Source organism: Kitasatospora sp. NPDC002543 (assembly GCF_053594915.1).
The window spans coordinates 1-26,042 of record NZ_JBSFWR010000064.1; the positions used below are offsets into that span (position 1 = coordinate 1).

The following is a 26,042-nucleotide window of genomic DNA, read 5'->3' on the forward strand; positions in this document are numbered from 1 at the left end:
GCGGTGAACTCGCCCTGGGGGAAGACCACGCTGACGTTGTCGAGGGCGACGACGCGGGTCTCCCCCTCCCCGTAGACCTTGTTCAGGCCGGTGGCTCGGGCGGCCGCCAGGCCGGTGCGGACGGCGGTTGCGGTCGACGTGGTCACGGGGGACTCCTTGGGCTCGCGGACTTGTACCTCCATGTTCCGCGACGTGATCATGGTCCTGCGTCGCTCCGCCGGACGGTTGGTCCTACCACCGCTGGGCGTACGGAGAGGAGCACCCCTCCTCCTGCGGTATGACGTGGACCCTGAGGCGACGGGGATGGCCGGAACGGATATCCTTCGTGGCCGAATCCCGGACAGTTCGTCAGATGGCAAGGAAACATGACAACTTCCGGGGCTGGGGACATGCGAAAGAGTGAGTCGGGCGACTAGGCTCTGGGTGGTTTCGCAGACGCCCGGATGGTGGAACGCAGACACGGGCAGCTTAAAACTGCTTGGCCGCGAGGCCGTGCCGGTTCGAGTCCGGCTCCGGGCACCGATCACCCGGCGGGGGCGCGACGGCGTCCCCGCCGGTCGCAGTTCACCGATCCTCCTCGCGGCGTATCTCGGAATTTTTGCCAAGCCATTACCCTTGTACACGGGCGGTGCAGTGCCGCCACGGAGGGAATGAGCAATGAGAAGCAGCAACCCGGTCTTCTCGCGGGAGGGGTCCTTCACCCGCGACTCCGGCTACGCAGGGTTCGGCAGCGCCCCGCAGGCCGGGAACCCGTACGGCAACAACCCCTACGCGGGCACGTCCTACGCCCAGCAGCCGCAGGGCCAGGCTCCGATGACCGACGAGCAGCTCTACGAGCTGTACAACGGTCCGTCGGCCGGTCCGGCCGCCACCGGGCGGATGACGCTGGACGACGTGGTCGCCCGCACCGCCATGACGCTGCTGACGCTCGTCGCCGCCGGCGCGGTGGCCTGGTTCGTGCTGCCGTTCGAGAACTTCGGCTACGCGATCGCCGCCAGCCTGGTGGCCATGGTCGTCGGCCTGGTGGTCTCGTTCAAGCGCAGCGTCAGCCCGCCGCTGATCCTGACCTACGCGGCCCTCCAGGGCTTCGCGATGGGCGCGATCTCGCACGCCTTCAACACCTGGCTGAACGGCATCGTGATCCAGGCCGTGCTGGGCACGGCGGCGGTCTTCGCGGCGATGCTGTTCGCCTACAAGAGCGGCCGGATCCGGGTCACCGCGCGCTACCAGCGGATCGGCATCGCGATCGCCCTGGGCTTCGTGCTGCTGATGCTGGTCAACGTGATCGCGATGGCCTTCGGCGCCGACATGGGGCTGCGCTCCGGCCCGCTGGGCATCGTGGTCGGCCTGATCGGCATCGGCCTGGGCGCCTTCTTCCTCTCGCTGGACTTCCACGAGATCGAGACGGCCATCGCCCAGGGCGCCCCGCAGCGGGAGTCGTGGCGGGCCGCCTTCGGGCTGACCCTGTCGCTGGTCTGGATCTACATGGAGATGCTGCGGCTGATCGCGATCCTGCGCGGCGACGACTGACCGCCCTTCCCGTCGTGAACACTGCCGCCGGGCCCCGGAGCGACTCGCTCCGGGGCCCGGCGGCTTTTCTCGCCTAGGCTCCTGTCCATGCATGACGTAGAGCCCCTGGACGTGGATCCCCTGGTCGAAGCCGTCGACAGGTTGGCGGATCGTTTCCGCTCGCTGCCGCAGAGCAAGCTGCTGGGCGCGGTGCCCGGGCACGCCTCGCGGGCGGCGGCCGCGCTGGAACTGGCGCGCCGGCTGGCCGGGCTGGCCGCGGCGGCGGAGGGCGGCCCGCGGCGGGAGTTCCCGGAGGCCGGGGCCTTCGCCGTGGGGGACCAGCTGGCCGTCGCCGGGCACGACCTGGCGGCCGCGCTGGCGGCGCTGCCGGAGGGCGCGGAGGTGGCCCTGCCGGCCGGGCCGGTGGCGGCGGCCGGGGTGCTGGCGGGCGCGGTGGCCGCGGTGCGGGAGACGACGGCGCTCTGCGGCTGAGGCCCGGGGGCGCACACGCCGAAGGCCGGCCGGATCGGTAACCCCGTGATCCGGCCGGCCTTCGGTGCGCCCGGCGCCGGTGAGCGGCTGTCAGATGCTGGCGACCACCCGGTCGGCGAGCACGTAGACGGCCTCCTCGTCGGTGGAGAAGGTCAGCGAGTACGAGCCGGAGAAGCGCGAGCCGCCGAGCAGCCGCACGTGCTCACCGGCCCGGACGGCGTCGATCAGCCGGTACGCGGCCTCGCGGTCGCCCGGGGCCACGCAGAGGGTGGTGCCGTCGGCGAAGGCGTACACGTCCAGGGTGCCCAGCGGGCCCGGGCGGACGTCGATCAGGGCGACCGCCTCCTCGGCGAGGGCGGCCAGCCGGCTGTCGGTCCACTCCCGGGACGGCGCCTGGCTGGGGACGAAGTCGGGGTGCGAGGGGTGGCGGCGCGGGTCGGGCGCGGCGACCGGGGCCTCCTCGACGGCCGGATCGGTGTCCAGCAGCCCGGCCTCCAGGCCGGTGGCCAGCAGGTCGGCCTCGCGGCGGGCCCGGGCGTCCTTGGTCTCGCCGACCGGATGGCCGGGGCGCAGCGGCACGCCGCCCTCGGTGCCGTGCTCGGTCGGGGCGGTGCCGCCCTCGTTGATCATGTCCTCCAGCGCGGAGCGCAGCGCCTCGCCGAACTCCGGGTCCATCGTCCCGGAGTTGTCGACGGCGTCCTGCGGGCCGGTGGGGCGCGGGAAGAAGAGCGGCCACTCGTCGGTGCCGGAGAACGCGCCGGAGAACGGGGAGTCGAACAGCGGGGCGTCCTCGGCCGCGCGGGCCTCCTGCTCGGCCCAGAACGCCCGGGCCTCGGTGATCTCCCGCTCGCGGTCGGCGGCGAGCGCCTCGGCGACGGCCCGGCGTATCGCGGTCTCGTCCACCGGGGCGGGCGCGGCCTGGGCCGCGGCCTGCGCGTCCAGTCGGCGGGAGAGTCCGCGGAGGTGGAGCAGCACGGCGGTCGACACGGTGATCAGGATCAGCAGCAGGATGGTGTAGACGGCGCTCACGGAACGTACTCCTAGCGAGGAGCGGAACGGGGTTACGTGTCCACACTGCCGCATGCGGGGCTGTTACTGCAGTGGCGAATGTCCAATTCCTCCGGGACTTTCGCTCTTGTCCCCAAATTGTTAGGTAACACCGTTCTACGCAGTGGAGTTGATCCGCTCCGCAGTGTCGATTTCCGGGTCGAAAACGAAAGAAAAGAGGGCCGGATCGGCCTCGCGGTGTGATCCGGCCCTCAATTACGCTGCGTCACTCCAAATGGGTGGTCCAGACCCTTCGGAGGGTGCCCCCGGGGGTCAGCTGAGGCGCTCGATGACCATCGCCATGCCCTGGCCGCCGCCGACGCACATGGTCTCCAGACCGAACTGCTTGTCGTGCCACTGCAGGGAGTTGATCAGCGTGGTGGTGATCCGGGCACCGGTCATGCCGAAGGGGTGGCCGACCGCGATCGCGCCGCCGTTGACGTTCAGCTTGTCCAGGTCGACGCCGAGGTCGCGGTAGGAGGGGATCACCTGGGCGGCGAAGGCCTCGTTGATCTCGACCAGGTCGATGTCGTCGATGGTCAGGCCGGCCCGCTTGAGCGCCTGCCTGGAGGCCTCGACCGGGCCGTAGCCCATGATCTCGGGGGAGAGCGCGCTGACGCCGGTGGAGACCACCCGGGCGAGCGGGGTGATGCCGAGCTCCCGCGCCTTGGTGTCGGACATGATGACGAGCGCGGCCGCGCCGTCGTTCAGCGGGCAGCAGTTACCGGCCGTCACGGTGCCGTCGGGGCGGAACACCGGCTTCAGGCCGGCCACGCCCTCCAGCGTGACGCCGGCGCGCGGGCCGTCGTCCGTGCTGACCACGGTGCCGTCCGGGAGCGTCACCGGGGTGATCTCGCGCTCCCAGAAGCCGGCCTTGATGGCGGCCTCGGCGAGGTTCTGCGAGCGGACGCCGAACTCGTCCTGCTCGGCGCGGGTGATGCCCTTGAGCGCGGCCAGGTTCTCGGCGGTCTGGCCCATCGCGATGTAGGCGTCCGGCAGCAGGCCGTCCTCGCGCGGGTCGTGCCACGCGCCGCCGCCCTCCTCGGCCCGCTTCTTCGTCCGGGCCTGGGCCTCGTCGAAGATCGGGTTCGTGGTGCCCGGCAGGCCGTCCGAGGTGCCGTTCACGCTGCGCGAGACGGTCTCCACGCCGGCCGAGAGGAAGACGTCGCCCTCGCCCGCCCTGATCGCGTGCAGCGCCATCCGCGTGGTCTGGAGCGAGGAGGAGCAGTAGCGGGTGATGGTGGCGCCGGGCAGGTAGTCCATGCCCATCTGGACGGCCACGATGCGGGCCAGGTTGTGGCCCTGCTCGCCGCCGGGCAGGCCGCAGCCCAGCATCAGGTCGTCGATCTCGCGCGGGTCGAGCTGCGGCACCTTGGCGAGCGCGGCCTGGATGACGTGGGCGGTCAGGTCGTCCGGGCGGACGTCCTTGAGCGAACCCTTGAAGGCCCGGCCGATCGGCGAACGGGCGGCGCTGACGATGACGGCTTCGGGCATGGCGGGCTCCTCGCTGGGTGACGGCGGACCTGGCGTCCGGGAGGAAAGTTACCGCCTGGTAGCTCAGGCGTCACCCGGGCCGGCGTGTGAGCTGGCCGACGTGTTCCCGGAGGCCGTACCGGCCTCCTTCCCGCTCTCCGGGCGGGGTAGGCCGATCCGCAGCCGGTGCCTCAGCTGGGCCCAGCGGCGGCCGGTGCCCTCCGCCGGTACGGCCGCCACCTCGGTGCCCTCCCGGCCCGCCGCCGCCGCGGCCGCCACCGCGACCGGCAGCACCGCGGCGCCCGGGACGGCCGCGGCCGGGCGCTCCTCCTCCGGCCAGAGCCCGAGCGCGGCGCAGACCGAGGGCAGCACGGCCATCGCGGCGGTCGCGTAGCCCTGGGCCGAGGGGTGGTAGCGGTCGGCGGCGAACATCTCCGGGCGCGCCGCGAACTCCGGGCCCAGCAGCGAGCCCAGCGACACCGTCCGGCCGCCCGCCTCCACGACCGCGATGGTCTGCGCGGCGGCCAGCTGCCGGCTCAGCCGGCGGGCCACCCAGCGCAGCGGCGGCCGCACCGGCTTGATCGTCCCGAGGTCCGGGCAGGTGCCGACGACCACCTCGCAGCCGTTGGCACGCAGGGCGGCGACGGCCTCGCCGAGCTGGCGGACGGCCAGTTGGGCCGGGCTGTGCCGGGTCACGTCGTTGGCGCCGACGATGATCACGGCGATGTCCGGCCGGTGCCGCAGGGCCCGTTCCAGCTGACCGGGGAGATCGGCGGAGCGGCCGCCGGAGCGGGCCACGTTGACCAGCCGGACCGGCCGCTCGGCCACCGAGGCGAGGCCCGCGGCCAGCAGCGCGCCCGGGGTCTCGCCGGCACGGGCCACACCGAGGCCGGCGCCGGTGGAGTCGCCGAGGACGGCCAGCACGAGCGGGGCCCGGGGGGCGGCGGCGCGGTCGGCGAAGGCCTCCCCGTAGACGCCGTCCGCCCTGGGCGGGTGGGTCTCCAGGACGCCGATGGCCTGGACGGCCAGTTTGCTCTCGGTCAGCAGCAGGCCGACCAGGCCCACCCCGAGCAGGCCGAGCCCGCCGCCGCCGTACGCCGCCGCGGTGGCGATCCGGCGGGCCACCCGGGCCCGCGAGTTCCGTGCGCCTGGCATCCGGTGCCCCCTTCACGTGCTCCTGCCGGGCCCTGCGGGGCCGCGGCGATGCCTGCACAGCGCTCTTACCCGCGGGGGGAGCCGGAGTACCGGCGGCGTCGGCCGGGTGGGCCATTGGGGGAGGCGGGAAGGAGGGGGGCCGCGGGGCGGGTGCCACGCCCTACGCTTTGCAGTACCGAAATCGCATGCCCACAGACCGGGAGGACCCCCGTGCGGTACCACAACTCGATCATCGACCTCGTCGGCAACACGCCGCTGGTCAAGCTGAACAAGGTCACCGAGGGCATCAGCGCGACAGTGCTGGCCAAGGTCGAGTACTTCAACCCCGGTGGCTCGGTCAAGGACCGCATCGCGATGCGCATGATCGAGGCCGCCGAGGCCTCGGGCGCCCTCAAGCCCGGCGGCACCATCGTCGAGCCGACCTCCGGCAACACCGGTGTCGGCCTGGCGATCGTGGCCCAGCAGAAGGGCTACAAGTGCATCTTCGTCTGTCCCGACAAGGTCTCCACCGACAAGATCAACACCCTGCGCGCGTACGGCGCCGAGGTGGTCGTCTGCCCGACCGCCGTCGCCCCGGAGCACCCGGACTCCTACTACAACGTCTCCGACCGGCTCGTCCGGGAGACCCCGAACGCCTGGAAGCCGGACCAGTACTCCAACCCGGACAACCCGGCCTCGCACTTCCACTCCACCGGCCCGGAGCTGTGGGAGCAGACCGACGGGAAGATCACCCACTTCGTCGCGGGCGTCGGTACCGGCGGCACCATCTCCGGCACCGGCAACTACCTGAAGGAGGCGTCCGGCGGCAAGGTCAAGGTGATCGGCGCCGACCCGGAGGGCTCGGTCTACTCGGGCGGCACCGGCCGGCCGTACCTGGTCGAGGGCGTCGGTGAGGACTTCTGGCCGACCGCCTACGACCGCGGCGTCGCGGACGAGATCGTCGCCGTCTCCGACAAGGACTCGTTCCAGATGACCCGCCGCCTGGCCAAGGAGGAGGGCCTGCTGGTCGGCGGCTCCTGCGGCATGGCCGTGGTGGCCGCGCTGGAGGTCGCCCGCGGCCTCGGGCCGGACGACGTCGTGGTGGTGCTGCTGCCGGACGGCGGCCGCGGCTACCTGTCGAAGATCTTCAACGACGACTGGATGGCCGACTACGGCTTCCTGCCCTCGGCCACCGACGAGGCGCACATCGGCGAGGTGCTGGCCCGCAAGGAGTCCATCGAGCAGGGCGGTGTCCCGCAGTTCGTCCACATGCACCCCAACGAGACGGTCGCCGAGGCGGTCCGGGTGCTGCGCGAGTACGGCGTCTCGCAGATGCCGGTCGTCTCCCCGGGCGCCGGCCACCCGGACATCATGGCCGGCGAGGTGATCGGCTCGGTGGTGGAGAAGCTGCTGCTGGAGGGCATCTTCGCGAAGGACATCGAGCTCACCGACACGCTGGACAAGGTGATGTCCAAGCCGCTGCCGGTGGTCGGCTCGGGCGAGACCGTCACCAACCTGATGACCGTGCTGGAGAAGGCCGACGCGGCCGTCGTGCTGGTCGAGGGCAAGCCGCAGGGCATCGTGACCCGCCAGGACCTGCTGGGCTTCCTGACCGGCCGCGCCCAGCACTGACCCCGGGGTCACCGCCGCCCCTCCGACAGCGCTCCGACAGCCCTCCGCCCCTGCCGCGGAGGGACGCGGCTCCCCTCGAAGGACGCGGAGGGATCCGGAGGGTTCGTCCACGGGGGAAGTGGTACACCGGCGTCACCTGTCCGCAGCACGTGGTTAACAAGGCTCGGGCATCGTGGTGGTCAACGGCAGGACGCCGAGTGAGGCGACGGCAACCGTCCGGGAGCGGCTCCCCGGCGGTCGCGGTCGGCTCCGGACACGTCGGGCGGCCCTGACCCGGCCGCCGTGTCCTCCCGCCGTGGGAGGCGCCGTCGTCCCGCCCCTGACCGGCCCCGCGGCCGGCTGACAGGGTGCGGCGGCTCCCGCGGCAGCACCGCGCCGCACGGCGCGTGTCCCCGTGGCTCCCGGGTGGGGGAGCCCAGGCGGGGCAGCGGTGGGGCCGGTCCTTCTCCGAGGGACCGGCCCCTTCCGTTGGTAGCGGGCCGCTCCGGGCCCGGCTCTCGGTGCCCGGGGCCCGGCCCACGGCGGAGCCCGGGCCGGGATCGCCCCCGGCGCACTCCGGGCAGGTCGAGCCGGGCGCGCGGGGCGTGCTCCGGGCGGCCGCCCGTGCGCCGCGCCGGGCGCGGCCGTCCCGTACGCTCGCACGCATGACCAGCACTGAAACGACCGACCAGGACAGCCCGCGCTACGTCCGGGTCAAGATCGAGCTCATCGCGGAGATCACCGACGAGGGCGCGCTCAAGGCGGCCGCCCTGGAGGCGGTCACCGCGGACGAGTACCTCGACGACGAGGAGCGCGCCCAGTCCGTCGAGGCCATCGAGGTGGACCCGTCGGGTTCGCTCGCCCACTTCATCGACCCCGTCGCCCTGCTCGGCGAGGTGCCCGGCGTGGAGCTCGCCTCGGCGACCTGGGAGTCGGCGCAGACCGAGTTCGACCCGGAGAGCGAGGAGTGGGACGAGTACCAGGTGGACGAGTCCGCCGAGTAGGACGCGGCGGCCGGTGGCGGCGCCCGCCGTCCCCGCCCGTGAACGCCCGGTCCGCCTCGCGGGCCGGGCGTTTCGTCCCTGTTCGTCGGCAAGTTGGGTCATCTCATACGATCGCTTACCCTTCGGTGATGGAACCGTGAACGGGCGGATTGCGTTTCTGTATCCGTAATGCCCGGGATGATCAGCAGGGAGACGCGACGTGACGGCACGGGACGGTCAGGGGCGGGCGGCCGCAAGCAACTGGAGCCGGCGCGGAGTCCTCGCGGGACTGATCGGAGCGCCCGTCCTGCTGCTGGCCGCCTGCAACGACAACAGCAGCGCCAGCGGTAGCGGCGGCAGCGGCAGCGGCTCCGGCGGCGGGAACGGCACCCCGGGCTCCGGCGGTGGCGGCAGCAGCGCGCCGAAGACCTCGACGGCGGTCATCACCGTGACCCCGGCCGACGGCGCCGCCTCCGCGAGCTTCAGCGACCCGGTCAAGGTCACCGTCGCCAACGGCACCCTGAGCAGCGTCAAGGTCACCGACACCACCGGCAAGGAACTGGCCGGTCAGCTCTCCGCCGACGGCACCAGCTGGACCTCGGCCGCCGCCCCCGCCAGCGGTACCAAGTACTCCGTCGCCGCCACCGCCTTCGACAAGGACAAGCTGGAGGCGGACTCCAACGCCGTCTTCACCACGGCGACCCCGGCCAACACCTTCGTCGGCTACTTCACCCCCGAGGACGGCTCGACGGTCGGCGTCGGCATGCCGGTCTCGATCAACTTCAGCAAGCCGGTCACCGACCGCAAGACCGTCCAGCAGGCGATCACGGTGATAGCCGAGCCGGGCGTCGAGATCGTCGGCCACTGGTTCTCCAGCACCCGACTCGACTTCCGGCCGCAGGAGTACTGGGCCAAGGGCACCAAGGTCACCCTCAAGCTCCGGCTCAAGGACGTCGAGGGCGCCAAGGGCGTGTACGGCACCCAGTCCAAGGACGTGAGCTTCACCATCGGCCGCGCCCAGACCAGCGTCGCCGACCTCGCCACCAAGAAGCTCACCGTCACCACCGACGGCCAGGTCAGCGCGGTCTACAAGATCTCCGGCGGCTCGCCCGAGCACACCACCTGGGGCGGCAAGATGGTGATCTCCGAGCAGTACACCCAGACCCGGATGAACTCGCAGACCGTCAACCTGGGCAGCGAGTACGACATCGCGGACGTGCCGCACGCCCAGCGCCTCAGCACCTCCGGCACCTTCATCCACGGCAACTACTGGTCCTCGCCGTCGATCTTCGGCGGCCAGAACACCAGCCACGGCTGCATCGGCCTCCAGGACGCCAAGGGCGCCCAGGACGGCGGCACCGACGGCTCCAGGTTCTACAAGTCCTCGATGATCGGCGACGTGGTCGAGGTCGTGAACTCCGGTGACAAGACGGTCGCCCCGGACAACGGCCTGAACGGCTGGAACATGGGCTGGGCCGCCTGGAAGGCCGGCAGCGCCGTCTGATCCCGCCGCTCCGGCCGTACCCGGCCGGAGGAACCCCGCGGGCGGACCGGACCCGACGGTCCGCCCGGGGAACGGGACGGATGCGGGCCGGGAGCGGGGCGGTCACCGCTTCGCGTAGTCCGCGAAGCCCTGCCAGTCGACGATCACACAGGCCTCCGGGCCCACCGTCCAGGCGTCGTGTCCGGGCGGGCAGAGCATGAAGTCGCCGGGGCCCACCTCGAACTCCCGGCCGTCGTCCATGACGATCCTCATCCGGCCGGAGACCACGTAACCGGCGTGGGCCGCCCGGCAGCTGTCGGTCCCGGCGATCGGCTTCACGTGCTTGGACCACTGCCAACCCGGCTCGAACACGGCCCGGCCCACCGGGCCGCCGTCCAGGTTGACCAGCCGCAGTTCCCCCGTGCCCCCCTCGAAGGGGCGGACTTCCTCGGGATCGTCGAAGTTCCGCTGGTAGAGACCGGACATGGCGCACTCCTCTCCACGAGGACGGCCCGGCCACCAGAGGGTGGCCGGGCCGTCCCTGCTGGCCCTTCCAGTCTGCGCCCGGACCGGGGATCGGTCACTTTGAGTGGCCGCCCCCGGGAGGGGAGGAGGATGCCGGTCAGCCCTGGGTGCGGGCGACACCGATCGGGCAGGAGGCCCCCGTACCGCCGAGACCGCAGTAGCCGTTGGGGTTCTTGGCCTCCGACAGGTACTGCTGGTGGTACGGCTCGGCCGGGAAGAAGGGGCCGGCCGGGGCGATCTCGGTGGTGATCGGGCCGTAACCGAGCGCGGTCAGGGACGGCTGGAACGCGTCCCGGGTGGCCGCCGCGGCCTCGGCCTGGGCGGGGGAGTGGGTGTAGACGGCGGAGCGGTACTGGGTGCCGACGTCGTTGCCCTGGCGGTTGCCCTGCGTCGGGTCGTGCGCCTCCCAGAACGTCTTCAGCAGGCGCTCGTAGGAGATCACGGCCGGGTCGTACACCACCCGGACCGCCTCGGTGTGCCCGGTCAGCCCGCTGCACACCTCCTCGTACGTCGGGTTGGGGGTGTGGCCGCCCTGGTAGCCGACCAGCGTCGTCCAGACACCGGGCAGCTGCCAGAAGGCGCGCTCGGCGCCCCAGAAGCAGCCCAGCCCGAAGTCGGCGACCTCCAGGCCCTCGGGGTACGGGCCGGGCAGCGGGTGCCCGAGCACGGTGTGCGGTTCGGTCAGGGCGAAGCCCGGGGCGGGCCGGCCGGGCAGCGCCTGGTCGGCGGGGACGAGCGAGGTCTTGTGGCGGTTGAACAGCACGGCCTGCTCCAGCGGGTCGGGGAACCTGGCGCAGTGTCCAACGCGAACGGCCGCCCCCGGATTCCGGGAGCGGCCCCGGGGCCCGGCGCACCGCGCCCCGGCCCTCGGCACCCCCGCTCCGACCTGCGGATTCATCCCGCTCGCCGGTTCGTGCGGGCCGAACGGCATTCGCACACTAGGCTCGGACCCATGACCGAGCACCAGCTTCCTCAGGGCTTCGAGACCCTCGCCATCCACGCGGGTCAGGAAGCGGACCCCCAGACCGGGGCCGTCGTCACGCCGATCTACCAGGTGTCCACCTACAAGCAGGACGGGGTGGGCGGACTGCGGGGCGGCTACGAGTACAGCCGCAGCGCCAACCCGACCCGCACCGCGCTGGAGGAGTGCCTCGCGGCACTGGAGGGCGGCGCCCGCGGCCTCGCCTTCGCCTCCGGCCTGGCCGCCGAGGACACCCTGCTGCGCACCATCCTCAAGCCGGGCGACCACATCGTGATCCCCAACGACGCCTACGGCGGCACCTTCCGGCTGTTCGCCAAGGTACTGACCCGCTGGGGCGTCGAGTTCTCCGTGGCCAACACCCAGGACCTGGCCACCGTCCGCGAGGCGCTGCGCCCCAACACCCGCGCGGTGTGGGTGGAGACCCCGTCCAACCCGCTGCTGGGCATCACCGACCTGGCCGCGCTCGCCGAGATCGCGCACGGCGCCGGCGCGCTGCTGGTGGTCGACAACACCTTCGCCAGCCCGTACCTCCAGCAGCCGATCTCGCTCGGCGCGGACGCCGTCGTGCACTCCACCACCAAGTACATGGGCGGCCACTCGGACGTGGTCGGCGGCGCCCTGGTGCTCGCCGACGCGGGCCTCGGCGAGGAGGTCGCGTACCACCAGAACGCGATGGGCGCCGTCTCCGGCCCGTTCGACGCCTGGCTGGTGCTGCGCGGCATCAAGACGCTGGGCGTCCGGATGGACCGGCACAGCGCCAACGCGGAGAAGGTCGCCGAGCTGCTGGCGAGCCACCCGAAGGTCAGCCAGGTGCTCTACCCGGGCCTGCCCGAGCACCCCGGCCACGACATCGCGGCCAAGCAGATGAAGGCCTTCGGCGGCATGGTCTCGTTCCGGGTCGCCGACGGCGAGGAGGCGGCCGTCGAGGTCTGCAACCGCGCGCGGCTGTTCACCCTCGGAGAGTCGCTCGGCGGCGTCGAGTCGCTGATCGAGCACCCGGGCCGGATGACCCACGCCTCGGTGGCGGGCTCGCCGCTGGAGGTGCCGTCCGACCTGGTGCGCGTCTCGGTCGGCATCGAGTCGATCGACGACCTGCTGGCCGACCTCGAGCAGGCGCTCGGCTAGGGTCTGTCCTCAAACTCCCGTCGTCGCCCCGCAGACGCGAGTTTGAAGACAGACCTAGGTGCCTCGGTGCCCGGGGCCGTCGCGGCCCCGGGCGCTCACTGCCCCTGCCGGTCCGCCGAGTACGACTCCATCGCGAGGTTGAAGCGGGACAGCAGGGCGCAGAACGCGTGCTGCTCCTCCGGCGGCCAGTCGGCCACCAGGCGTCGGGTCAACTCGGCCCGGCCGTCCCGGACTTCGGTGAGCCGGCCGACGCCGTGCGAGGTCAGCGCGAGCCGTACGGCGCGGCGGTCGGCCGGGTCCTGCACCCGGCCGACCAGCCCGGCCGCGACCAGCGGGGCGACCTGGCGGGTCACCGTGGAGGAGTCCACGCCCAGCGCCTCGGCCAGCGCCTTGACGTTGGCGGGCCCGTGCCGCTCCAGCCGGTCGAGCAGCAGGTAGGCGGCCCGGTCCAGCGCCCCGACCCCGCCGCCGGAGGTCCGGACCTGCTCCATCCGGCGTGCGAACACGGCCAGCTGGTACTGGAGTTGGGTGTGCACGGGGTCGGTGCGGTCGGTGGCCTGGGGCGAGGTCGTCGTCATCGCGGCTCACGATCGTCGTGCGGCGAGGGAGGCTCGGAAGCAGCAGCGTACGCGGGCCGGGCGGGCCCGGGAACAGGCCCGGCATCCCGGATTGCCGTCGCCCGCACCCGTAGTCTGGCGCCATGCACACCTGGCCGATCACCCTCGACGACGTCCGCGGCGCCCAGAAGATGCTCGCCGGGGTCGCGCGGGTGACCCCGATGGAGGGCAGCCGGCACCTCTCCGGACTGGTCGGCGCGCCGGTCCACCTGAAGTGCGAGAACCTCCAGCGCACCGGGTCCTTCAAGCTGCGCGGGGCGTACGTGCGGATCGCGGGACTCTCGCCGGTGCAGCGGGCCGGCGGGGTGGTGGCGGCGAGCGCCGGGAACCACGCCCAGGGGGTGGCGCTGGCGGCCTCGCTGCTGGGCGTGCGCTCCACGGTGTTCATGCCGGTCGCGGCGCCGCTGCCGAAGGTCGCGGCCACCCGCGAGTACGGCGCCGACGTGCGGTTGCACGGCGCCTCCGTGGACGAGGCGCTGCTGGCCGCGCAGCGGTACGCGGAGGCGACCGGCGCGGTGTTCATCCACCCCTTCGACCACTGGGACGTGGTCACCGGCCAGGCGACCGTCGGGCTGGAGATCCTGGAGCAGTGCCCCGAGGTGCGGACCATCCTGGTCGGGGTGGGCGGCGGCGGGCTGCTGGCCGGGATCGCGGCGGCGGTCAAGCCGCTGCGGCCGGACGTGCGGGTGGTCGGGGTGCAGGCGGCCGGCGCGGCCGCGTACCCGCCCTCGCTGGCGGCGGGGCGGCCGGTGTCGCTGGAGCACTTCGCCACGATGGCGGACGGGATCATGGTCGGGCGTCCCGGTGACATCCCGTTCGAGGTGGTCAACACGCTGGCGGACGGCATCCGCACGGTCTCCGAGGAGGCGCTGTCGCGGGCGCTGCTGCTCGGCCTGGAGCGGCTGAAGCTGGTGGTCGAGCCGGCCGGGGCGGCTCCGATCGCGGCGCTGCTGGAACGCCCGGACTCCTTCGAGGGGCCGGTGGTGGCGGTGCTGTCCGGCGGCAACATCGACCCCCAGCTGATGCAGCGGGTGCTGCGGCACGGGCTGGCGGCGGCCGGGCGCTACCTGTCGCTGCGGGTGCGGCTGGCGGACAAGCCGGGCGCGCTGGCGGACCTGCTGGCCGTACTGACCAGGGTGGACGCCAACGTGCTGGACGTGGCGCACGTGCGGACCGACCCGCGGCTGGGGCTGACCGAGGTCGAGGTGGATCTGCACCTGGAGACCAAGGGGCCGGAGCACTGCGCGCTGGTGGTCGGGGAGTTGCGGGACGCCGGGTACGTGGTCGCGGGCTGAACCCAGCCCCGCCCCGCCCCCGCCCCTGTCGGCCGGGGCGAGCGGCGGCCGGGCCCGGCCGCCGGCGGCGGGACGTGGTCCCTTGACGCGATATATCGCGTACTGGGAGACTCGCGATACATCGCGTTCGAGTCCCACGGGTCGAGAATCGAGTCGCCCGTATGCCCGGAAACGGGGCAGAGTGGGACAGATCGCCCCATACGTCCGAGGAGATGAGGCAAGGCCATGGCGCCAGCCATCCAAGCCGAGAACCTGGTGAAGACCTTCGGCGACGTACGAGCCCTGGACGGCGTCAGCCTCGACGTCCCCGAGGGCACGGTGCTCGGGCTGCTCGGCCCGAACGGTGCCGGGAAGACCACCACCGTGCGGGTCCTCACCACCCTGCTCCGTCCCGACTCCGGCCACGCGGTGGTCGCCGGGGTCGACGTGCTCAAGCACCCCAACCGGGTCCGCAGCCTGATCGGGCTGTCCGGCCAGTACGCGGCGGTCGACGAGTACCTGACCGGCTTCGAGAACCTCACCATGGTCGGCGAGCTGTACCAGATGAGCAACCGCGCGGCGAAGGCCCGCGCGCTGGAGCTGCTGGAGTGGTTCAACCTCACCGAGGCCAAGGACCGCACCGCCAAGACCTACTCCGGCGGCATGCGCCGGCGCCTGGACCTCGCCGCCGCGCTGGTCGTCCGGCCGCCGGTGATGTTCCTGGACGAGCCGACCACCGGCCTCGACCCGCGCAACCGGCTCGCGCTCTGGGAGGTCATCGAGACGCTGGTCGAGCAGGGCACCACGCTGCTGCTCACCACCCAGTACCTGGAGGAGGCCGACCGGCTCGCCCACGACATCGCCGTGGTCGACCACGGCCGGGTGATCGCCCGCGGCACCGCCGACCGGCTCAAGGCACAGATCGGCGGCGAGCGGATCGAGGTCGTGGTGCACGAGCCCGGCCTGGTCGGCGACGCGGTCGCCGCGCTCTCCGGCTACGCGCTGAACGAACCGACGGTGGAGAGGAACACCCGCCGGATCACCGTTCCGGTCAGCGGCGGCGCCCGGGTGCTCGCCGACGCGATCCGCGAACTGGACGCCCGCGGGATCGAGATCGACGACATCGGGCTGCGCCGCCCGACCCTGGACGACGTCTTCCTCACCCTCACCGGCCGCGTCGCCGAGGAGCGGCCCGAGGAGGAGGACGAGGACGCCGCCGGCCCCGAGGCGCACGGCCGGGGCAAGGACGGCAAGGGCGGCCCGGGCGGCCCGGGAACGGACAAGCAGGCCGTCGCGGCCGGGAAGGAGAGCTGAGATGACCACCGCCACCGAGCACGCCATCGGTCCGGCCGTGCCCAGGCAGCGCCGGGGCATATCCGCCTCCCTGCACGACTCCTGGGTGGTCGCCAAGCGCAACCTGCGCCGGATGACCCGCATCCCGGAGATCGTGATCTTCGGGCTGATGCAGCCGGTCATGTTCGTGCTGCTGTTCTCGTACGTGATGGGCGGGGCGATCAAGATCCCCGGTACCGACTCCAGCTCGAACACGTACATCCAGTTCCTGATGGCCGGCATCTTCGCCCAGACCGTCACCTTCGCCGTCGCCGGAGCCTCGGCGGGCATCGCGGAGGACATGAGCAAGGGGCTGGTGGACCGGTTCCGCTCGCTGCCGATGGCCCGCTCGGCCGTGCTGGTCGGCCGCACCCTCGCGGACCTGTGCCAGACCGCGTTCACCCTGGTCGTGCTGGCGGCGGTCGCGCTGCTGGTCGGCTGGCGGATCCACGACGGCCTGCTCAGGGCGCTCGGCGCCTTCGGCCTGCTGCTCCTGCTCGGCTACGCCTTCTCCTGGATCGGCGCGCTGATCGGCCTGTCGGTCCGCAGCCCCGAGGCGGCCACCTCGGCCGGACTGATCTGGCTGTTCCCGCTGACCTTCGTGTCCAACGCCTTCGTGCCGGTCACCTCGATGCCGGGCTGGCTCCAGGCGGTCGCCTACTGGAACCCGTTCAGCGCCACCGTGCAGGCCTGCCGGGTGCTCTTCGGCAACCAGGTCGGGCCGGTGGACAGCGCCTGGCCGATGCAGCACGCGGCGCTGGTGTCGGTGCTGTGGTCGATCGTGATCACGGCGGGGTTCTCCTGGCTGGCGGTGCGCAAGTACCGCTCCTCCACCGCCTGACCGGACAGCCCTGACCGGGCATCCCGACCGGGCAGCTCTGACCGGGCATCCCGACCGGACACCCCGGGCCGGGCCGTCCGGAACGTGCGAGGGCGGCCGCGGAAGTCCCTGACCTCCGCGGCCGCCCTCGCGTCGTGCGGCCGGATCAGCCGGCGTGCGGCACGACCTTGACGATCTTCACCATGGCCGGCTTGCCGTTCGGCAGCTCGTAGGCGGCCTCGTCGCCGATCCGCTTGCCGTCGATCGCGCGGCCCAGCGGGGACTGCGGCGAGTAGACGTCCAGGTCGTCGGCGCCCGCGACCTCGCGGGAGGCGAGCAGGAACTCCATGAGGTCGTCCTCGTCGCCGTCGAAGGCGACCGTGACGACCATGCCCGGGGCCACCACGCCCGAGTCGGCCGGAGCCTCGCCGACCTTGGCGCGCTCCAGCAACTGGGTCAGCTGGCGGATGCGCAGCTCGTACTTGCCCTGCTCCTCCTTCGCCGCGTGGTAGCCGGCGTTCTCCTTGAGGTCGCCCTCCTCGCGCGCCGCCTCGATCTTCTGGGCGATCTCGATGCGCCAGGGCCCGGTCAGGTGTTCCAGCTCGGCCTTGAGCTGGTCGTAGCCGGCCTGAGTGAGCCAGGTCACGTTCTCACTGGTCTGGGTCACGGGTGCTCCTCGTAGGTGCTGGGGCTGTGCTGAGGGTGTGAGTCGTCAGCAGGGGTCGGTGGTGATATCGGTCTCAACTACAAAGCAACGCCCGCTCCCGTACCATCCGGTGCGGAAGGGGCGAAACCACGAGCCTAACAAGTCCTGCTGACAAGCGGGAGAGCCGTTTGCGCGCCATTGACGGCGGCGTTACGCCACGGTGTACAGCAACGGAGTGCGGGACCCTCTACGGATGCCCGCTCGTCGGATCGGATAACCGTGCGGCGGGCGGGCGGGTGCGTCGCGCGGGGCGGGTGCGCAGCCCGGGGGCGCGGGCCCCGCCCGGTGCGCTACTTGGCCGGGGTGCAGCCCAGCAGCTCGGCGGTGGTGCCGCGCGAGGTGGTGCGCAGGGTGACCACCGCGTCGTAGTCGGAACCGGCCGCCGGGACCGGGAAGTCGGCCACCCCGACCACCCCGTGGTCCTCGCCCTGCGAGCGGACCGTGCAGGTGCCGGCCTGCCCGCTGCTCTTGCGCACGGTGAGGTGCAGCTGGACCTCGGAGTCGGAGAGCACCTGGAAGGTCGGCACCGAGCCGTTGATCTTCGACTCGCGCAGCATGTAGGAGCCGCCGAGCCAGGCGACCAGGCCCAGGCCCAGCACACCGCAGACCGCGCCGACCACCTTCAGCCGGCGGTCCGAGTCGCGGTCGCCGCCACGGCCGTAGCGCCCCTGGGGCAGCTCGGTGGCGGTGGTGTCTGCACTCATCGGACTCCGTCCTCTCCTGGGGAGGGGCCGCGCGGGGTGGTGCGGGGGGAATGCGACGCGCCTCCAGTCCGTCACTATAGGAGGGGCACGCCCGCGGCCGGTCCGGCGGGGGCAGGGCTCGGCCGCGCCGTTGACGTTCCGCGGCCCGGCCCCGCGGCGACGCGGTCCCGAAGTGAGCGGTTCGTACGGTGGGCAGACCCGGACTTCGCGGAACGCCCGACGAGTGTGGAAGGAACGCAAGGCGTTGAGTGAGCAGTTGCGACTGATGGCGGTGCACGCCCACCCGGACGACGAGTCCAGCAAGGGCGCGGCCACCATGGCCATGTACGTCGAGCAGGGCGTGGACGTGCTGGTGGCCACCTGCACGGGGGGCGAGCGCGGGTCGGTCCTCAACCCCAAGCTCCAGGGGGACCCGTACGTCGAGGAGAACATCCACGAGGTGCGCCGCAAGGAGATGGACGAGGCGAGGGCGATCCTCGGCGTCAAGCAGGCCTGGCTGGGCTTCGTGGACTCCGGCCTGCCCGAGGGGGACCCGCTGCCCCCGCTCCCCGAGGGCTGCTTCGCCCTCCAGGACGTCAAGGAGGCGGCGGAGCCGCTGGTCCGGCTGATCCGGGAGTTCAAGCCGCAGGTCATCACGACCTACGACGAGAACGGCGGCTACCCGCACCCGGACCACATCATGACCCACAAGATCACCATGCTGGCGTTCGACGCCGCGGGTGACCCGGACGCCTACCCGGAGGCCGGCGAGCCCTGGCAGCCGCTCAAGCTGTACTACAACCACGGGTTCCCGATGGGCCGCATCCGGGCGCTGCACGAGTACCTCACCGAGCACGGCCACGACTCGCCGTACGGCGAGTGGATCGAGGGCTGGGAGAAGAGCGGCCGCAAGGAGCGCGAGATCACCACCCGGGTCCGCTGCGACGACTGGTTCGAGACCCGGGACCGCGCGCTGATCGCCCACGCGACGCAGATCGACCCGGACGGCCCGTGGTTCCGCGTCCCGCTGGAGGTCCAGCGCGAGGTCTGGCCCACCGAGGACTACGAGCTCAGCCGTACCCTGGTCGACGTGGACCTGCCGGAGGACGACCTGTTCGCCGGCCTGCGCACCCCCACCCTGGCGGCCGAGGCCGCCGACGCGCGCGACTGAACCACCCCCCGACGGCCCGGCTCCGCGTGAGCCGGGCCACCATAGAGATATGAGCGCCTCCGTGAACCTCGTCAACCTCGCCGCTGACCTCGCCGTCGACGACGCCAAGGTCACCCCCGGCCTCCTCGGCTTCGTCGTCTTCGCCGCCCTCGGCGTCGCGACCTGGTTCCTCGCCAAGTCGATGAACCGGCAGTTCAAGAAGGTCGACTTCGTCGAGGAGCCGGAGGCCCCGAAGGAGTGAGCCGTCGGCCGGCCCCGGGTGGGGCCGGCCTTCGGTGGAGCCGGGCCGCCCGGACTCGCGGGCTCGCCGGCTCCGGGGCTCGCTGACTCCAGGGCTCGCCGGCTCCGGAGCTTGCGGGCTCTTGGGTTCGCCGGCTCCGGAGCTTGCGGGCTCTTGGGCTTGCGGGCCGGCCGGTCGGGGAAGCCGCGCCGAAGCGGCTCCGACGGCCCCGCCCGGCCCGGAATCGCCGGACCCGCCCTGGCGGGCCGTCAGGCTTCGTAGGATCCCGAACCATGACGTGGTCGTGGCACACCGTGGTGCGCAGGGCGGGGTACGTGGCGGCGGTGGCGGGGGTGGTGACGGCCGCGGTGGCGGGGTCGGGGAACCCCGGGCCACTGATCGTCGGCTCCGGTGTGGTGGCGGTGGCCGCCGGGCTGTTCCCGGTGCTCTGGGCCCCGGGGCGGGTCGGTGCGGTGGGCCCTTCCGTGCTGGTCGCCTGCGCCGTGTCGCTGCTGGTGACGGCGGGCTACCGCAGGCCGGTGTCCGGCGGCATCGAGTCCTGGTGGCTGCTGGAGACCGTCGCACTGCTCGTGCCGATCGTCCCCGCGGTGCGCCGTCCGCGGGCGGCGGCGGCCTGCGGCCACGGCGCCCTGCTGGTCCTGGCGGTGGCGCTGGTGCCGCTGCGGATCGGGGTCTGGGCTGATCCGCCGGCCCCGCCGGCGGTGACCGTCAAACTCTGCCTGACCTCGGCGCTGCTGTCCTGCGTGGTGGTGGGGGTCGGCTGCTACCTGCGCTCGATGGACACCCGGGCCCGGGCGGCGGTGGCGGCCGAGCGGCGGGCACAGCGCCTGGACCTGGCCCGCGACCTGCACGACTTCGCCGCGCACGACGTCACCGGCGTGGTGGTGCTGGCCCAGGCCGCGCAGGTGCTGGCCCAGCAGGACCCCGGGAAGGTGGTCGAGCTGCTGGCCGGGATCGAGGCGGCCGGGCGGCAGGCGCTGGTCACCATGGACCGGACCGTGCAGGTCTTCGCGGCGGAGGACGCGGATCCGGCGCCGCGCGGGCGGTTCGGGACGGCCCCGGCCGCGGCCGCGGCGTCGGACCGGGGTGGGGCCGGGGAGGCGCGAGGGGATGCGGGGCGGCCGGCGGCGGGCCGGTCCGGTGCGCGCAGCCTGCGCCGTGACCTGAGCGAACTGCCCGCGCTGGCCGAGCGGTTCACCCGCAGCGGTTCCGCGCGGGTGCGGCTGGAGGCCCCGTCGGAGGCCGAACTGGCGGCGGTGCCGGCGGCGATCAGCGGGCTCGGCTACCGGCTGGTGGTGGAGGCGCTGACCAACGTCCGGCGCCACGCGCCCGCGGCCGGGGAGGTGGCGATCGAGGTCGGGTCGTCGTGGCACGGGGAGCGGTCGGCGCTGCGGGTCGCCGTCACGGACGACGGGGGGACGGGTGGGGCGGGGGGCCCGGGGGGTGCCGGTGCGGACGGTGTTGGTACAGGTGCGGGTGATGGTGATGGTGATGGTGATGGGGGTGCGGGCGGCGTCGGTGCGGGCGGTGCGTTGGGCGGGACCGGGCGGGAGGGCGGCGGCTTCGGTCTCGCGGGCCTGCGGGAGCGGGTGGAGGCGGCCGGCGGCGACCTGACCGCCGGACCGGGGCCGGAGGGCGGCTGGCGGGTGGTCGCGGTGCTGCCGACCGACGGCGTGGCCGGCCTCGGGGGCTGACGCGGGCGTTCCGCGGGTACGGCCGGCAGGCGGGCGGAGGGCCGGCTCGGAAGGCGGGCGGAGGGCTGGCCCCGGAAGGCGGTCGGAGGGCCGGTTCGGAGCCCGCGGGCGGGATGATCCAGGCAATTCGGCACATCCGGCGGCGGCCGATTCGGGGCTGCGAACGATCGAATAGGCCGATCGGCCGATGGCGATGCGCCCCGTGCGCGGGGAAGGATGTCGGTACGGCGATCAGGGATCGGGGTTCCCCTGCGCCGTCACGACGGAAGAACCCCGAGCGGGGGATCGGCCTGTGATTCGCATTGCCATGTCTGTCGAAGATCTGGCTCGTGTACGAATTGCCGGAAATGTCGACCAGGAATTGGAGGCGGTGCTGGCATTCGAGGCCTGGCGGAGCGGCGGGGAATTCTTCCGCCCCTGGCAGCGGGCCGTCCGCGGCCGGCTGGCGCGGCAGCCGGTGCTGGCCGAGCGGTTGCGGCGCCTTTCGGGAGCCAACGGTGGTTTCCGGGACGTACTGCGGGTGTGGGCGAATGGCCGGATCCTGTCGTCCGACGGCGGTATCGAGCCGGTTGTCCAGCGGGTCGACGTCGCCGGGGCGGTCCGCGAGTTCCAGCGCGTGGCGCTGCAGCCCTGCTGGACGGACATCAGGTCCCGGCTGGAGGCGGAGCGGGACGTCCGCCGCCGGATCGCCGGCCGCGGCGGAGTGGACGCGCTGCTCGGCACGCTGCACCCGCGGATCCGCTGGAACGCCCCGGTGCTGGAGGTGCCCGCCGAGCGGGACGTCGAACTCGCCCTCGACGGGAGGGGCCTGCGGCTGGTGCCGTCGCTCTTCCTGCAGGGCGCCGGGGTGGTGATCCGGCCGCGCCGGGGGGATCCCGAGGAGGCCCCGATGCTGCTCTTCGCGGTGGGCGCCGACCGGGCCGGCCTCCCGGTGCCGGTGGGCGGGCCCGCGGCGGAGGAGTCCGAGCGCCGGGGCGAGGAGCCGCTCGCCGCCCTCGTCGGCCGGACCAGGGCGGCGGTGCTGCGTGCCGTGCCGGACGGCTGTACCACCGGCGAGCTGGCGGGCCGGATCGGAGTGACCGCCTCGGCGGTCAGCCAGCACACCTCCGTGCTGCGGGCGGCCGGGCTGATCGACACCCGGCGCCGCGGCAACGGCGTGCTGCACACCGTCACCCCGCTGGGGCGGGCGCTGCTGCGCGGCGAGGCCCCGGCGGCCGTGGGAGGGCGCCACTTCGGGGGCTCGGGGCCGCGATGGGCCGAGGGGCGCCGGCGGGCGCTGCGGTGAGGCCGTCGGGTCGTGCGGCCGGTCGGGGGCGGGCCGGTTCAGGCGCGCTCGGCCAGGCCCGACTCCCAGGCCCAGGTGGCGATGCCCACCCGGTTGCGGGCCTTCAGCTTGCGCTGGAGGTTGGCCAGGTGGGTCTTGACGGTGCTCAGCGAGATGAACAGCTCGGCGCCGATGTCGGAGTTGGTCAGCCCTTCGGCGACGAGGACGGCGATCTCCTCCTCGCGGCTCGTCAGCGGCTCGACCGGGGAGCGGTCGACCCGGCGCGGGCCGGTGAAGTGGTGCAGCAGGCGGGTGGTGATCTGCGGGCTGATCAGCGAGTCGCCGACGACGGCCGAGCGGATCGCCTCGGCCAGCAGCGCGGGCCCCGAGTGCTTGAGCAGGAAGCCGCAGGCGCCGTTGCGCAGCGCGGTGTGCACGTACTCGTCGAGGTCGAAGGTGGTCACCACGACGACCTTCACCTCCGGGGTGATGCCGGCCAGCCTGCGGGTGACTTCGAGGCCGTCCAGCTCCGGCATCCGGATGTCGACCAGCAGGACGTCCGGCCGCAGGGTGCGGACGGCCTCCAGGGCCTCCAGGCCGTCCGCGGCCTCGGCCACGACCTCCATGTCGGGCTGCGCCGCCAGGATGTGCCGGAACCCCTGGCGGACGCTCGACTGGTCGTCGGCGATCACGACACGCGTCTTCATGGCGTCATGATCGCACGGGTTTTCGGCGGCCCCGAAGCGAAGTCCCGGATTCCGCCTGGTGTACGTCGGATTCAGTTTCCGCTTAACACGGTTGTCACACGGCGGAGCGTCCGGGAATGATGGTTCCTGTCGGAACAGGGGCCGGTGATTCGAAAATCCCGGCGGGAATCGGAATGCTGTCCGGCAGGGATTCGAAAGGGGGGCGGGTGGCGAAATGGACGCGAAATACGAGTCGTACGCGATAGCCGATCCGATGTGGTACGACGCCCTGGAGCGGTGCGACGACCGGGCCTCCCGGTTCGCTCCGAGGTGAGACAACCGTGGCCGTGGCATTGGATCCGACAACCCGCTCTCGTGGACCGCTCGGCGGGCTGCGACTGTGCGTCGCCGAGGTGCGGGCGTACCCGGGGCGCGTCATAGGTGTCGCGGTCGCCTGCGCGCTCACCGCCACCGGGGTCGGGGCCTGTCTGCTGCTGCTCGCGGCGGTCAGCGGCCCGGCCTACCCACCGGGCTCGGCCGCCGCCGCGGCGGCCACCGACACCCAGAACCTGCTGGGCCTGCTGCTGACCCTGCTGCTGATGTCCGCGGTGCTGGTGACCGGGTCGACGGTCGCGCTCTGGACCAACCAGCGGCTCGGGCAGTTCGCCGTGCTGCGCGCCCTCGGAGTGACGGCCGGCCGGCTGCGGGTCCTGGTCGTCGCGGACGTCGCGCTGGTCGCGCTGGCCCCCTCCGTCGTCGCCGCGGTGGCAGGGACGGTCCCCGCGGCCGGTTTCGGACGGCGGATGCTGATCGAGCGCGGGCTGTTCCCCGCCGCGGTCGGCCTGCCCTCCGCCGGGCAGACGTGGGCGATCGCGGCCGGCGCCTGCGTCGGCACCTGCGCGGTCGCGGTGCTGGCCGCGCTCGCCAGCGTGCTGGCGGCCGGCCGGGTCCAGCCGATCGACCTCCTCAAGGACCAGTCACTGGCCCTGGCCCCGCCCCGCCGCAACGTCGGCCGACTGGTGGCGGGCATCGCCATGGCCCTCCTGCTCTGTGGGCCGCTCGTGGCCCTGATGGCCGTGATGGACATGCCGCCGGTGCTCCAGGGCGCGCTGGTGACAGGGCTGGCCATGTCCGTCATCCCCACCCTCGCGGTGCTCGCCCCCTGGTTCGTGCCGCTGCTCGTCGGCCCGTGCTGCGCCCTGCTGCGGCTGGTGGACCGGAAGGCCGGCCGGATCGCCGCCGCCGGTCTCCGGGCCGCGCCCGCCCGGACGGCCGCGATCGCGGTGCCCGTCCTGCTGTCCGTCGGCATCGTGGTCTGCCTGCTCGGCTCGGGCATGACCATCGGCGCCGCCGTGCGGCAGCAGACCGAGCAGGCACTGCGGGCCGACGCCGTGGTGACGGCAGAGCCGGGCAGCAGGCTGCCCGCCAGGCCCGCCGGCCTGCCCGGCGGTACCGCGGTCGCGCCGATCGCCACCGAGGTGACGCCGCCGCCCAGCTTCTACGACAACAAGCCCCGGCCCACCCGTGCCTGGGGCGTCGACGGGACGGCCCTGCGAAGCGTGCTGGACCTCGGCGAGGAGCGGGGCCGGCTGGACGAGCTGGTGCCCGGCACGTTCGCCGCCGGTGGCACCGCGGCCGCCGCGCAGCACTGGGAGCTCGGCCAGAGCGTCACCTTCAGGCTCGCCGACGGGCAGGAGGAGCAGCTGCGGCTCGTCGCCGTGTACCAGCGGGACCTGGGCTTCCCCTCGTACGTCCTCCCCGCGGACCTCGCCCTCGCCCACACCCCGGCCCCGTACGCCGACCGGGTGCTGCTCGCCGGTGATCCGGCCCGCTGGAAGCTCGAACCCGGCCAGCGGCTCGTCACGCGGGCCGACTACCTGGCCCACCAGCGGCCGCGCAGCGTTCAGGACGACCTGGCCTCCCGGCTGATCGTCTCCGTGGTGGCCGGGTACGCGCTGCTCGCGGTCGCGAACACCTGCGCCATCGCCCAGCGGGACCGCCGCTCCCAGCGCGCCCATCTGCGGGCCCTCGGCCTGGGCCGGGGGCAGCTGCTGCGCTGCGTGGTGTACGAGGTGCTGGCCTCGGCGCTGGTCGGGACGATGCTGGCGGTGGTGACGGCCGGGATCTGCCTGGTGCCGCTGGCCCGGGCGGTCGGCCAGGGGCTGCCGGCCCTGGACGTGCCGTGGACGACCGGGGTCCTGCTCGGGGTGCTGGTCGCCACGGCCGTCCCGGCGGCACTGGCGGCCCGTCCGTTGCGTGGTATCCGGCGCCAGTTCGCGACGGGGACGGCGTGAGCGGGGTGGCCACCGGTGCCGCCCGGCCGCCGGCCCCGCCCCCAGTCCCGACCTTCGCCCGTGCCCAGCCGAGGAGAGCACCACCGATGATCGAACACCCCTACCTCCCCGGGGGCCCGTCCCACCCGGCGGCCCACACCCCGGTCGCCGCGGCAGCCGTCGACCTGACCAAGGTGCACGGGTCGGGAGACGTCCGGGTGGTGGCGTTGGAGCGGGTCTCGGTGGCTTTCCGGGAGGGGGAGTTCGCGGCGATCATGGGACCGTCCGGATCGGGCAAGTCCACCCTGCTCCAGTGCCTCGCCGGGCTGGAGTCCTGTACCTCGGGCTCGGTCCGGATCGGCGACATGGACCTCACCCGGCTGAGCGACGCCCGGCTGACCAGGCTCCGCCGCGACCACGTGGGCTTCGTCTTCCAGGCCTTCCACCTGATCCCCACCCTGACGGTGTCGGAGAACATCACCCTGCCGCTGACCCTGGCCGGCCGCACCCCCGACCGGCAGTGGCTGAACACCCTGATCGAGGCGGCCGGCCTCGGCGCCCGGCTCGGCCACCGCCCGACCCAGCTCTCCGGCGGCCAGCAACAGCGCGTCGCCTGCGTCCGGGCGCTGGCCGGCCGCCCCCGGATCGTGTTCGCCGACGAACCGACCGGCAACCTGGACTCCCGCTCCGCCGCCGAGATCCTCGCCCTGCTGCGCCGGTGCGTCCGGGAGCTCGGCCAGACCGTCGTGATGGTCACCCACGACCCGGTGGCGGCCTCGTACGCCGACCGCGTCGTGTTCCTCGCCGACGGCCGCGTCGTCGACGAACTCCTCCGCCCGACCCCCGAACAGGTGCTCGGGCGGATGCGCACCTTCGACACCAACCTCGGGATCAGCTACTGGTCCGGACCGGCCTGA

General features: G+C 73.2%; 24 protein-coding genes, 1 tRNA gene and 1 pseudogene. 16 read left to right on the plus strand and 10 right to left on the minus strand.

Annotation, left to right across the window (positions count from 1 at the left end; translation table 11 throughout):
- A pseudogene (locus ACWD4P_RS24455) lies at positions 1-182 on the minus strand (hypothetical protein); the annotation flags it as partial.
- 255 nt (positions 183-437) lie between these two features.
- On the opposite strand from ACWD4P_RS24455, the gene ACWD4P_RS24460 reads away from it, so the two are divergent.
- The 3 genes from ACWD4P_RS24460 to ACWD4P_RS24470 all read left to right on the plus strand — a co-directional run bounded on the left by ACWD4P_RS24460 (position 438) and on the right by ACWD4P_RS24470 (position 2,001).
- Positions 438-519 (plus strand) — tRNA-Leu (locus tag ACWD4P_RS24460).
- Between the two features lie 138 nt (positions 520-657).
- Complete coding sequence (locus ACWD4P_RS24465) at positions 658-1,530, plus strand: Bax inhibitor-1/YccA family protein (protein WP_449781047.1); 873 nt, start codon at positions 658-660, stop codon at positions 1,528-1,530.
- Positions 1,531-1,617: 87 nt separating this feature from the next.
- Positions 1,618-2,001: a hypothetical protein gene (locus ACWD4P_RS24470; RefSeq protein ID WP_449781048.1), complete on the plus strand. Its 384-nt coding sequence runs from the start codon at positions 1,618-1,620 to the stop codon at positions 1,999-2,001.
- A gap of 90 nt (positions 2,002-2,091) precedes the next feature.
- On the opposite strand, the gene ACWD4P_RS24475 is transcribed toward ACWD4P_RS24470, so the two are convergent.
- The 3 genes from ACWD4P_RS24475 to ACWD4P_RS24485 form a co-directional block, all read right to left on the minus strand.
- Positions 2,092-3,030 (minus strand): hypothetical protein, encoded by a 939-nt coding sequence (locus tag ACWD4P_RS24475; protein WP_359823491.1) that lies wholly within the window; start codon positions 3,028-3,030, stop codon positions 2,092-2,094.
- Between the two features lie 291 nt (positions 3,031-3,321).
- On the minus strand, positions 3,322-4,542 hold the full coding sequence (locus ACWD4P_RS24480; protein ID WP_359823489.1) for an acetyl-CoA C-acetyltransferase: 1,221 nt from the start codon (positions 4,540-4,542) through the stop codon (positions 3,322-3,324).
- A gap of 63 nt (positions 4,543-4,605) precedes the next feature.
- Complete coding sequence (locus tag ACWD4P_RS24485) at positions 4,606-5,676, minus strand: SGNH/GDSL hydrolase family protein (protein ID WP_359823487.1); 1,071 nt, start codon at positions 5,674-5,676, stop codon at positions 4,606-4,608.
- A gap of 210 nt (positions 5,677-5,886) precedes the next feature.
- Here ACWD4P_RS24485 and ACWD4P_RS24490 point away from each other — a divergent pair, with 210 nt between their 5' ends.
- From ACWD4P_RS24490 to ACWD4P_RS24500, 3 genes are all read left to right on the plus strand, one after another.
- Positions 5,887-7,287: a cystathionine beta-synthase gene (locus tag ACWD4P_RS24490; protein WP_359823485.1), complete on the plus strand. Its 1,401-nt coding sequence runs from the start codon at positions 5,887-5,889 to the stop codon at positions 7,285-7,287.
- A gap of 644 nt (positions 7,288-7,931) precedes the next feature.
- Positions 7,932-8,270 carry a hypothetical protein gene (locus ACWD4P_RS24495; protein WP_359823483.1) on the plus strand — a complete coding sequence of 113 codons (339 nt, stop codon included), beginning with the start codon at positions 7,932-7,934 and terminating at the stop codon, positions 8,268-8,270.
- A 199-nt stretch (positions 8,271-8,469) separates the two neighbouring features.
- Positions 8,470-9,753: a L,D-transpeptidase gene (locus ACWD4P_RS24500; RefSeq protein ID WP_359823481.1), complete on the plus strand. Its 1,284-nt coding sequence runs from the start codon at positions 8,470-8,472 to the stop codon at positions 9,751-9,753.
- A 102-nt stretch (positions 9,754-9,855) separates the two neighbouring features.
- Here ACWD4P_RS24500 and ACWD4P_RS24505 read toward each other — a convergent pair whose 3' ends face one another.
- Both ACWD4P_RS24505 and msrA read right to left on the minus strand, forming a co-directional pair.
- Positions 9,856-10,218 (minus strand): cupin domain-containing protein, encoded by a 363-nt coding sequence (locus tag ACWD4P_RS24505; protein ID WP_359823479.1) that lies wholly within the window; start codon positions 10,216-10,218, stop codon positions 9,856-9,858.
- A gap of 136 nt (positions 10,219-10,354) precedes the next feature.
- Complete coding sequence (msrA, locus tag ACWD4P_RS24510) at positions 10,355-11,020, minus strand: peptide-methionine (S)-S-oxide reductase MsrA (RefSeq protein ID WP_359823477.1); 666 nt, start codon at positions 11,018-11,020, stop codon at positions 10,355-10,357.
- A gap of 189 nt (positions 11,021-11,209) precedes the next feature.
- Between msrA and ACWD4P_RS24515 the strand changes: the two genes are divergently transcribed.
- The gene (locus ACWD4P_RS24515; RefSeq protein WP_359823475.1) at positions 11,210-12,364 is read left to right on the plus strand and encodes a cystathionine gamma-synthase; all 1,155 of its coding nucleotides are present in this window, start codon (positions 11,210-11,212) and stop codon (positions 12,362-12,364) included.
- A gap of 95 nt (positions 12,365-12,459) precedes the next feature.
- Here the strand turns inward: ACWD4P_RS24515 and ACWD4P_RS24520 are convergent, their stop codons facing one another.
- On the minus strand, positions 12,460-12,942 hold the full coding sequence (locus ACWD4P_RS24520; protein ID WP_359823473.1) for a MarR family winged helix-turn-helix transcriptional regulator: 483 nt from the start codon (positions 12,940-12,942) through the stop codon (positions 12,460-12,462).
- Positions 12,943-13,064: 122 nt separating this feature from the next.
- On the opposite strand from ACWD4P_RS24520, the gene ilvA reads away from it, so the two are divergent.
- The 3 genes from ilvA (at position 13,065) to ACWD4P_RS24535 (ending at position 16,428) form a co-directional block, all read left to right on the plus strand.
- Complete coding sequence (ilvA, locus tag ACWD4P_RS24525) at positions 13,065-14,276, plus strand: threonine ammonia-lyase (RefSeq protein WP_449781049.1); 1,212 nt, start codon at positions 13,065-13,067, stop codon at positions 14,274-14,276.
- 225 nt (positions 14,277-14,501) lie between these two features.
- Positions 14,502-15,569, plus strand: a complete 1,068-nt coding sequence (locus ACWD4P_RS24530) for an ATP-binding cassette domain-containing protein (protein WP_449781050.1) — start codon at positions 14,502-14,504, stop codon at positions 15,567-15,569.
- Position 15,570: 1 nt separating this feature from the next.
- Positions 15,571-16,428: an ABC transporter permease gene (locus tag ACWD4P_RS24535; RefSeq protein ID WP_359823467.1), complete on the plus strand. Its 858-nt coding sequence runs from the start codon at positions 15,571-15,573 to the stop codon at positions 16,426-16,428.
- A gap of 145 nt (positions 16,429-16,573) precedes the next feature.
- On the opposite strand, the gene greA is transcribed toward ACWD4P_RS24535, so the two are convergent.
- Entirely contained in the window at positions 16,574-17,074 is a 501-nt protein-coding gene (gene greA, locus ACWD4P_RS24540; RefSeq protein ID WP_359823464.1) for a transcription elongation factor GreA, read from the minus strand.
- Positions 17,075-17,403: 329 nt separating this feature from the next.
- On the minus strand, positions 17,404-17,817 hold the full coding sequence (locus tag ACWD4P_RS24545) for a DUF4307 domain-containing protein (protein WP_359823462.1): 414 nt from the start codon (positions 17,815-17,817) through the stop codon (positions 17,404-17,406).
- 244 nt (positions 17,818-18,061) lie between these two features.
- Here ACWD4P_RS24545 and mca point away from each other — a divergent pair, with 244 nt between their 5' ends.
- The 4 genes from mca (at position 18,062) to ACWD4P_RS24565 (ending at position 22,187) form a co-directional block, all read left to right on the plus strand.
- The gene (gene mca / locus ACWD4P_RS24550) at positions 18,062-18,967 is read left to right on the plus strand and encodes a mycothiol conjugate amidase Mca (protein ID WP_359823459.1); all 906 of its coding nucleotides are present in this window, start codon (positions 18,062-18,064) and stop codon (positions 18,965-18,967) included.
- 49 nt (positions 18,968-19,016) lie between these two features.
- Entirely contained in the window at positions 19,017-19,208 is a 192-nt protein-coding gene (locus tag ACWD4P_RS24555) for a hypothetical protein (RefSeq protein ID WP_359823456.1), read from the plus strand.
- Positions 19,209-19,480: 272 nt separating this feature from the next.
- Complete coding sequence (locus tag ACWD4P_RS24560) at positions 19,481-20,902, plus strand: histidine kinase (protein WP_449781051.1); 1,422 nt, start codon at positions 19,481-19,483, stop codon at positions 20,900-20,902.
- A 370-nt stretch (positions 20,903-21,272) separates the two neighbouring features.
- Positions 21,273-22,187 (plus strand): ArsR/SmtB family transcription factor, encoded by a 915-nt coding sequence (locus ACWD4P_RS24565; protein WP_449781052.1) that lies wholly within the window; start codon positions 21,273-21,275, stop codon positions 22,185-22,187.
- Between the two features lie 38 nt (positions 22,188-22,225).
- Here the strand turns inward: ACWD4P_RS24565 and ACWD4P_RS24570 are convergent, their stop codons facing one another.
- Entirely contained in the window at positions 22,226-22,873 is a 648-nt protein-coding gene (locus ACWD4P_RS24570) for a response regulator transcription factor (RefSeq protein ID WP_359823449.1), read from the minus strand.
- A 332-nt stretch (positions 22,874-23,205) separates the two neighbouring features.
- Here ACWD4P_RS24570 and ACWD4P_RS24575 point away from each other — a divergent pair, with 332 nt between their 5' ends.
- On the plus strand, positions 23,206-25,146 hold the full coding sequence (locus tag ACWD4P_RS24575) for an FtsX-like permease family protein (RefSeq protein WP_449781053.1): 1,941 nt from the start codon (positions 23,206-23,208) through the stop codon (positions 25,144-25,146).
- A gap of 86 nt (positions 25,147-25,232) precedes the next feature.
- Entirely contained in the window at positions 25,233-26,042 is an 810-nt protein-coding gene (locus ACWD4P_RS24580; protein ID WP_449781054.1) for an ABC transporter ATP-binding protein, read from the plus strand.

Bases quoted from the DNA above. Each gene is read 5' to 3' on its own strand.
- ACWD4P_RS24515 (WP_359823475.1), top strand. From the start codon at position 11,210: ATGACCGAGCACCAGCTTCCTCAGGGCTTCGAGACCCTCGCCATCCAC.
- ACWD4P_RS24495 (WP_359823483.1), top strand. From the start codon at position 7,932: ATGACCAGCACTGAAACGACCGACCAGGACAGCCCGCGCTACGTCCGG.
- ACWD4P_RS24570 (WP_359823449.1), bottom strand. From the start codon at position 22,873: ATGAAGACGCGTGTCGTGATCGCCGACGACCAGTCGAGCGTCCGCCAG.
- ACWD4P_RS24470 (WP_449781048.1), top strand. From the start codon at position 1,618: ATGCATGACGTAGAGCCCCTGGACGTGGATCCCCTGGTCGAAGCCGTC.
- ACWD4P_RS24580 (WP_449781054.1), top strand. From the start codon at position 25,233: ATGATCGAACACCCCTACCTCCCCGGGGGCCCGTCCCACCCGGCGGCC.
- ACWD4P_RS24555 (WP_359823456.1), top strand. From the start codon at position 19,017: ATGAGCGCCTCCGTGAACCTCGTCAACCTCGCCGCTGACCTCGCCGTC.
- ACWD4P_RS24480 (WP_359823489.1), bottom strand. From the start codon at position 4,542: ATGCCCGAAGCCGTCATCGTCAGCGCCGCCCGTTCGCCGATCGGCCGG.
- ACWD4P_RS24560 (WP_449781051.1), top strand. From the start codon at position 19,481: ATGACGTGGTCGTGGCACACCGTGGTGCGCAGGGCGGGGTACGTGGCG.
- ilvA (WP_449781049.1), top strand. From the start codon at position 13,065: ATGCACACCTGGCCGATCACCCTCGACGACGTCCGCGGCGCCCAGAAG.
- ACWD4P_RS24465 (WP_449781047.1), top strand. From the start codon at position 658: ATGAGAAGCAGCAACCCGGTCTTCTCGCGGGAGGGGTCCTTCACCCGC.
- ACWD4P_RS24485 (WP_359823487.1), bottom strand. From the start codon at position 5,676: ATGCCAGGCGCACGGAACTCGCGGGCCCGGGTGGCCCGCCGGATCGCC.
- ACWD4P_RS24545 (WP_359823462.1), bottom strand. From the start codon at position 17,817: ATGAGTGCAGACACCACCGCCACCGAGCTGCCCCAGGGGCGCTACGGC.
- ACWD4P_RS24530 (WP_449781050.1), top strand. From the start codon at position 14,502: ATGGCGCCAGCCATCCAAGCCGAGAACCTGGTGAAGACCTTCGGCGAC.
- ACWD4P_RS24520 (WP_359823473.1), bottom strand. From the start codon at position 12,942: ATGACGACGACCTCGCCCCAGGCCACCGACCGCACCGACCCCGTGCAC.
- ACWD4P_RS24535 (WP_359823467.1), top strand. From the start codon at position 15,571: ATGACCACCGCCACCGAGCACGCCATCGGTCCGGCCGTGCCCAGGCAG.
- ACWD4P_RS24505 (WP_359823479.1), bottom strand. From the start codon at position 10,218: ATGTCCGGTCTCTACCAGCGGAACTTCGACGATCCCGAGGAAGTCCGC.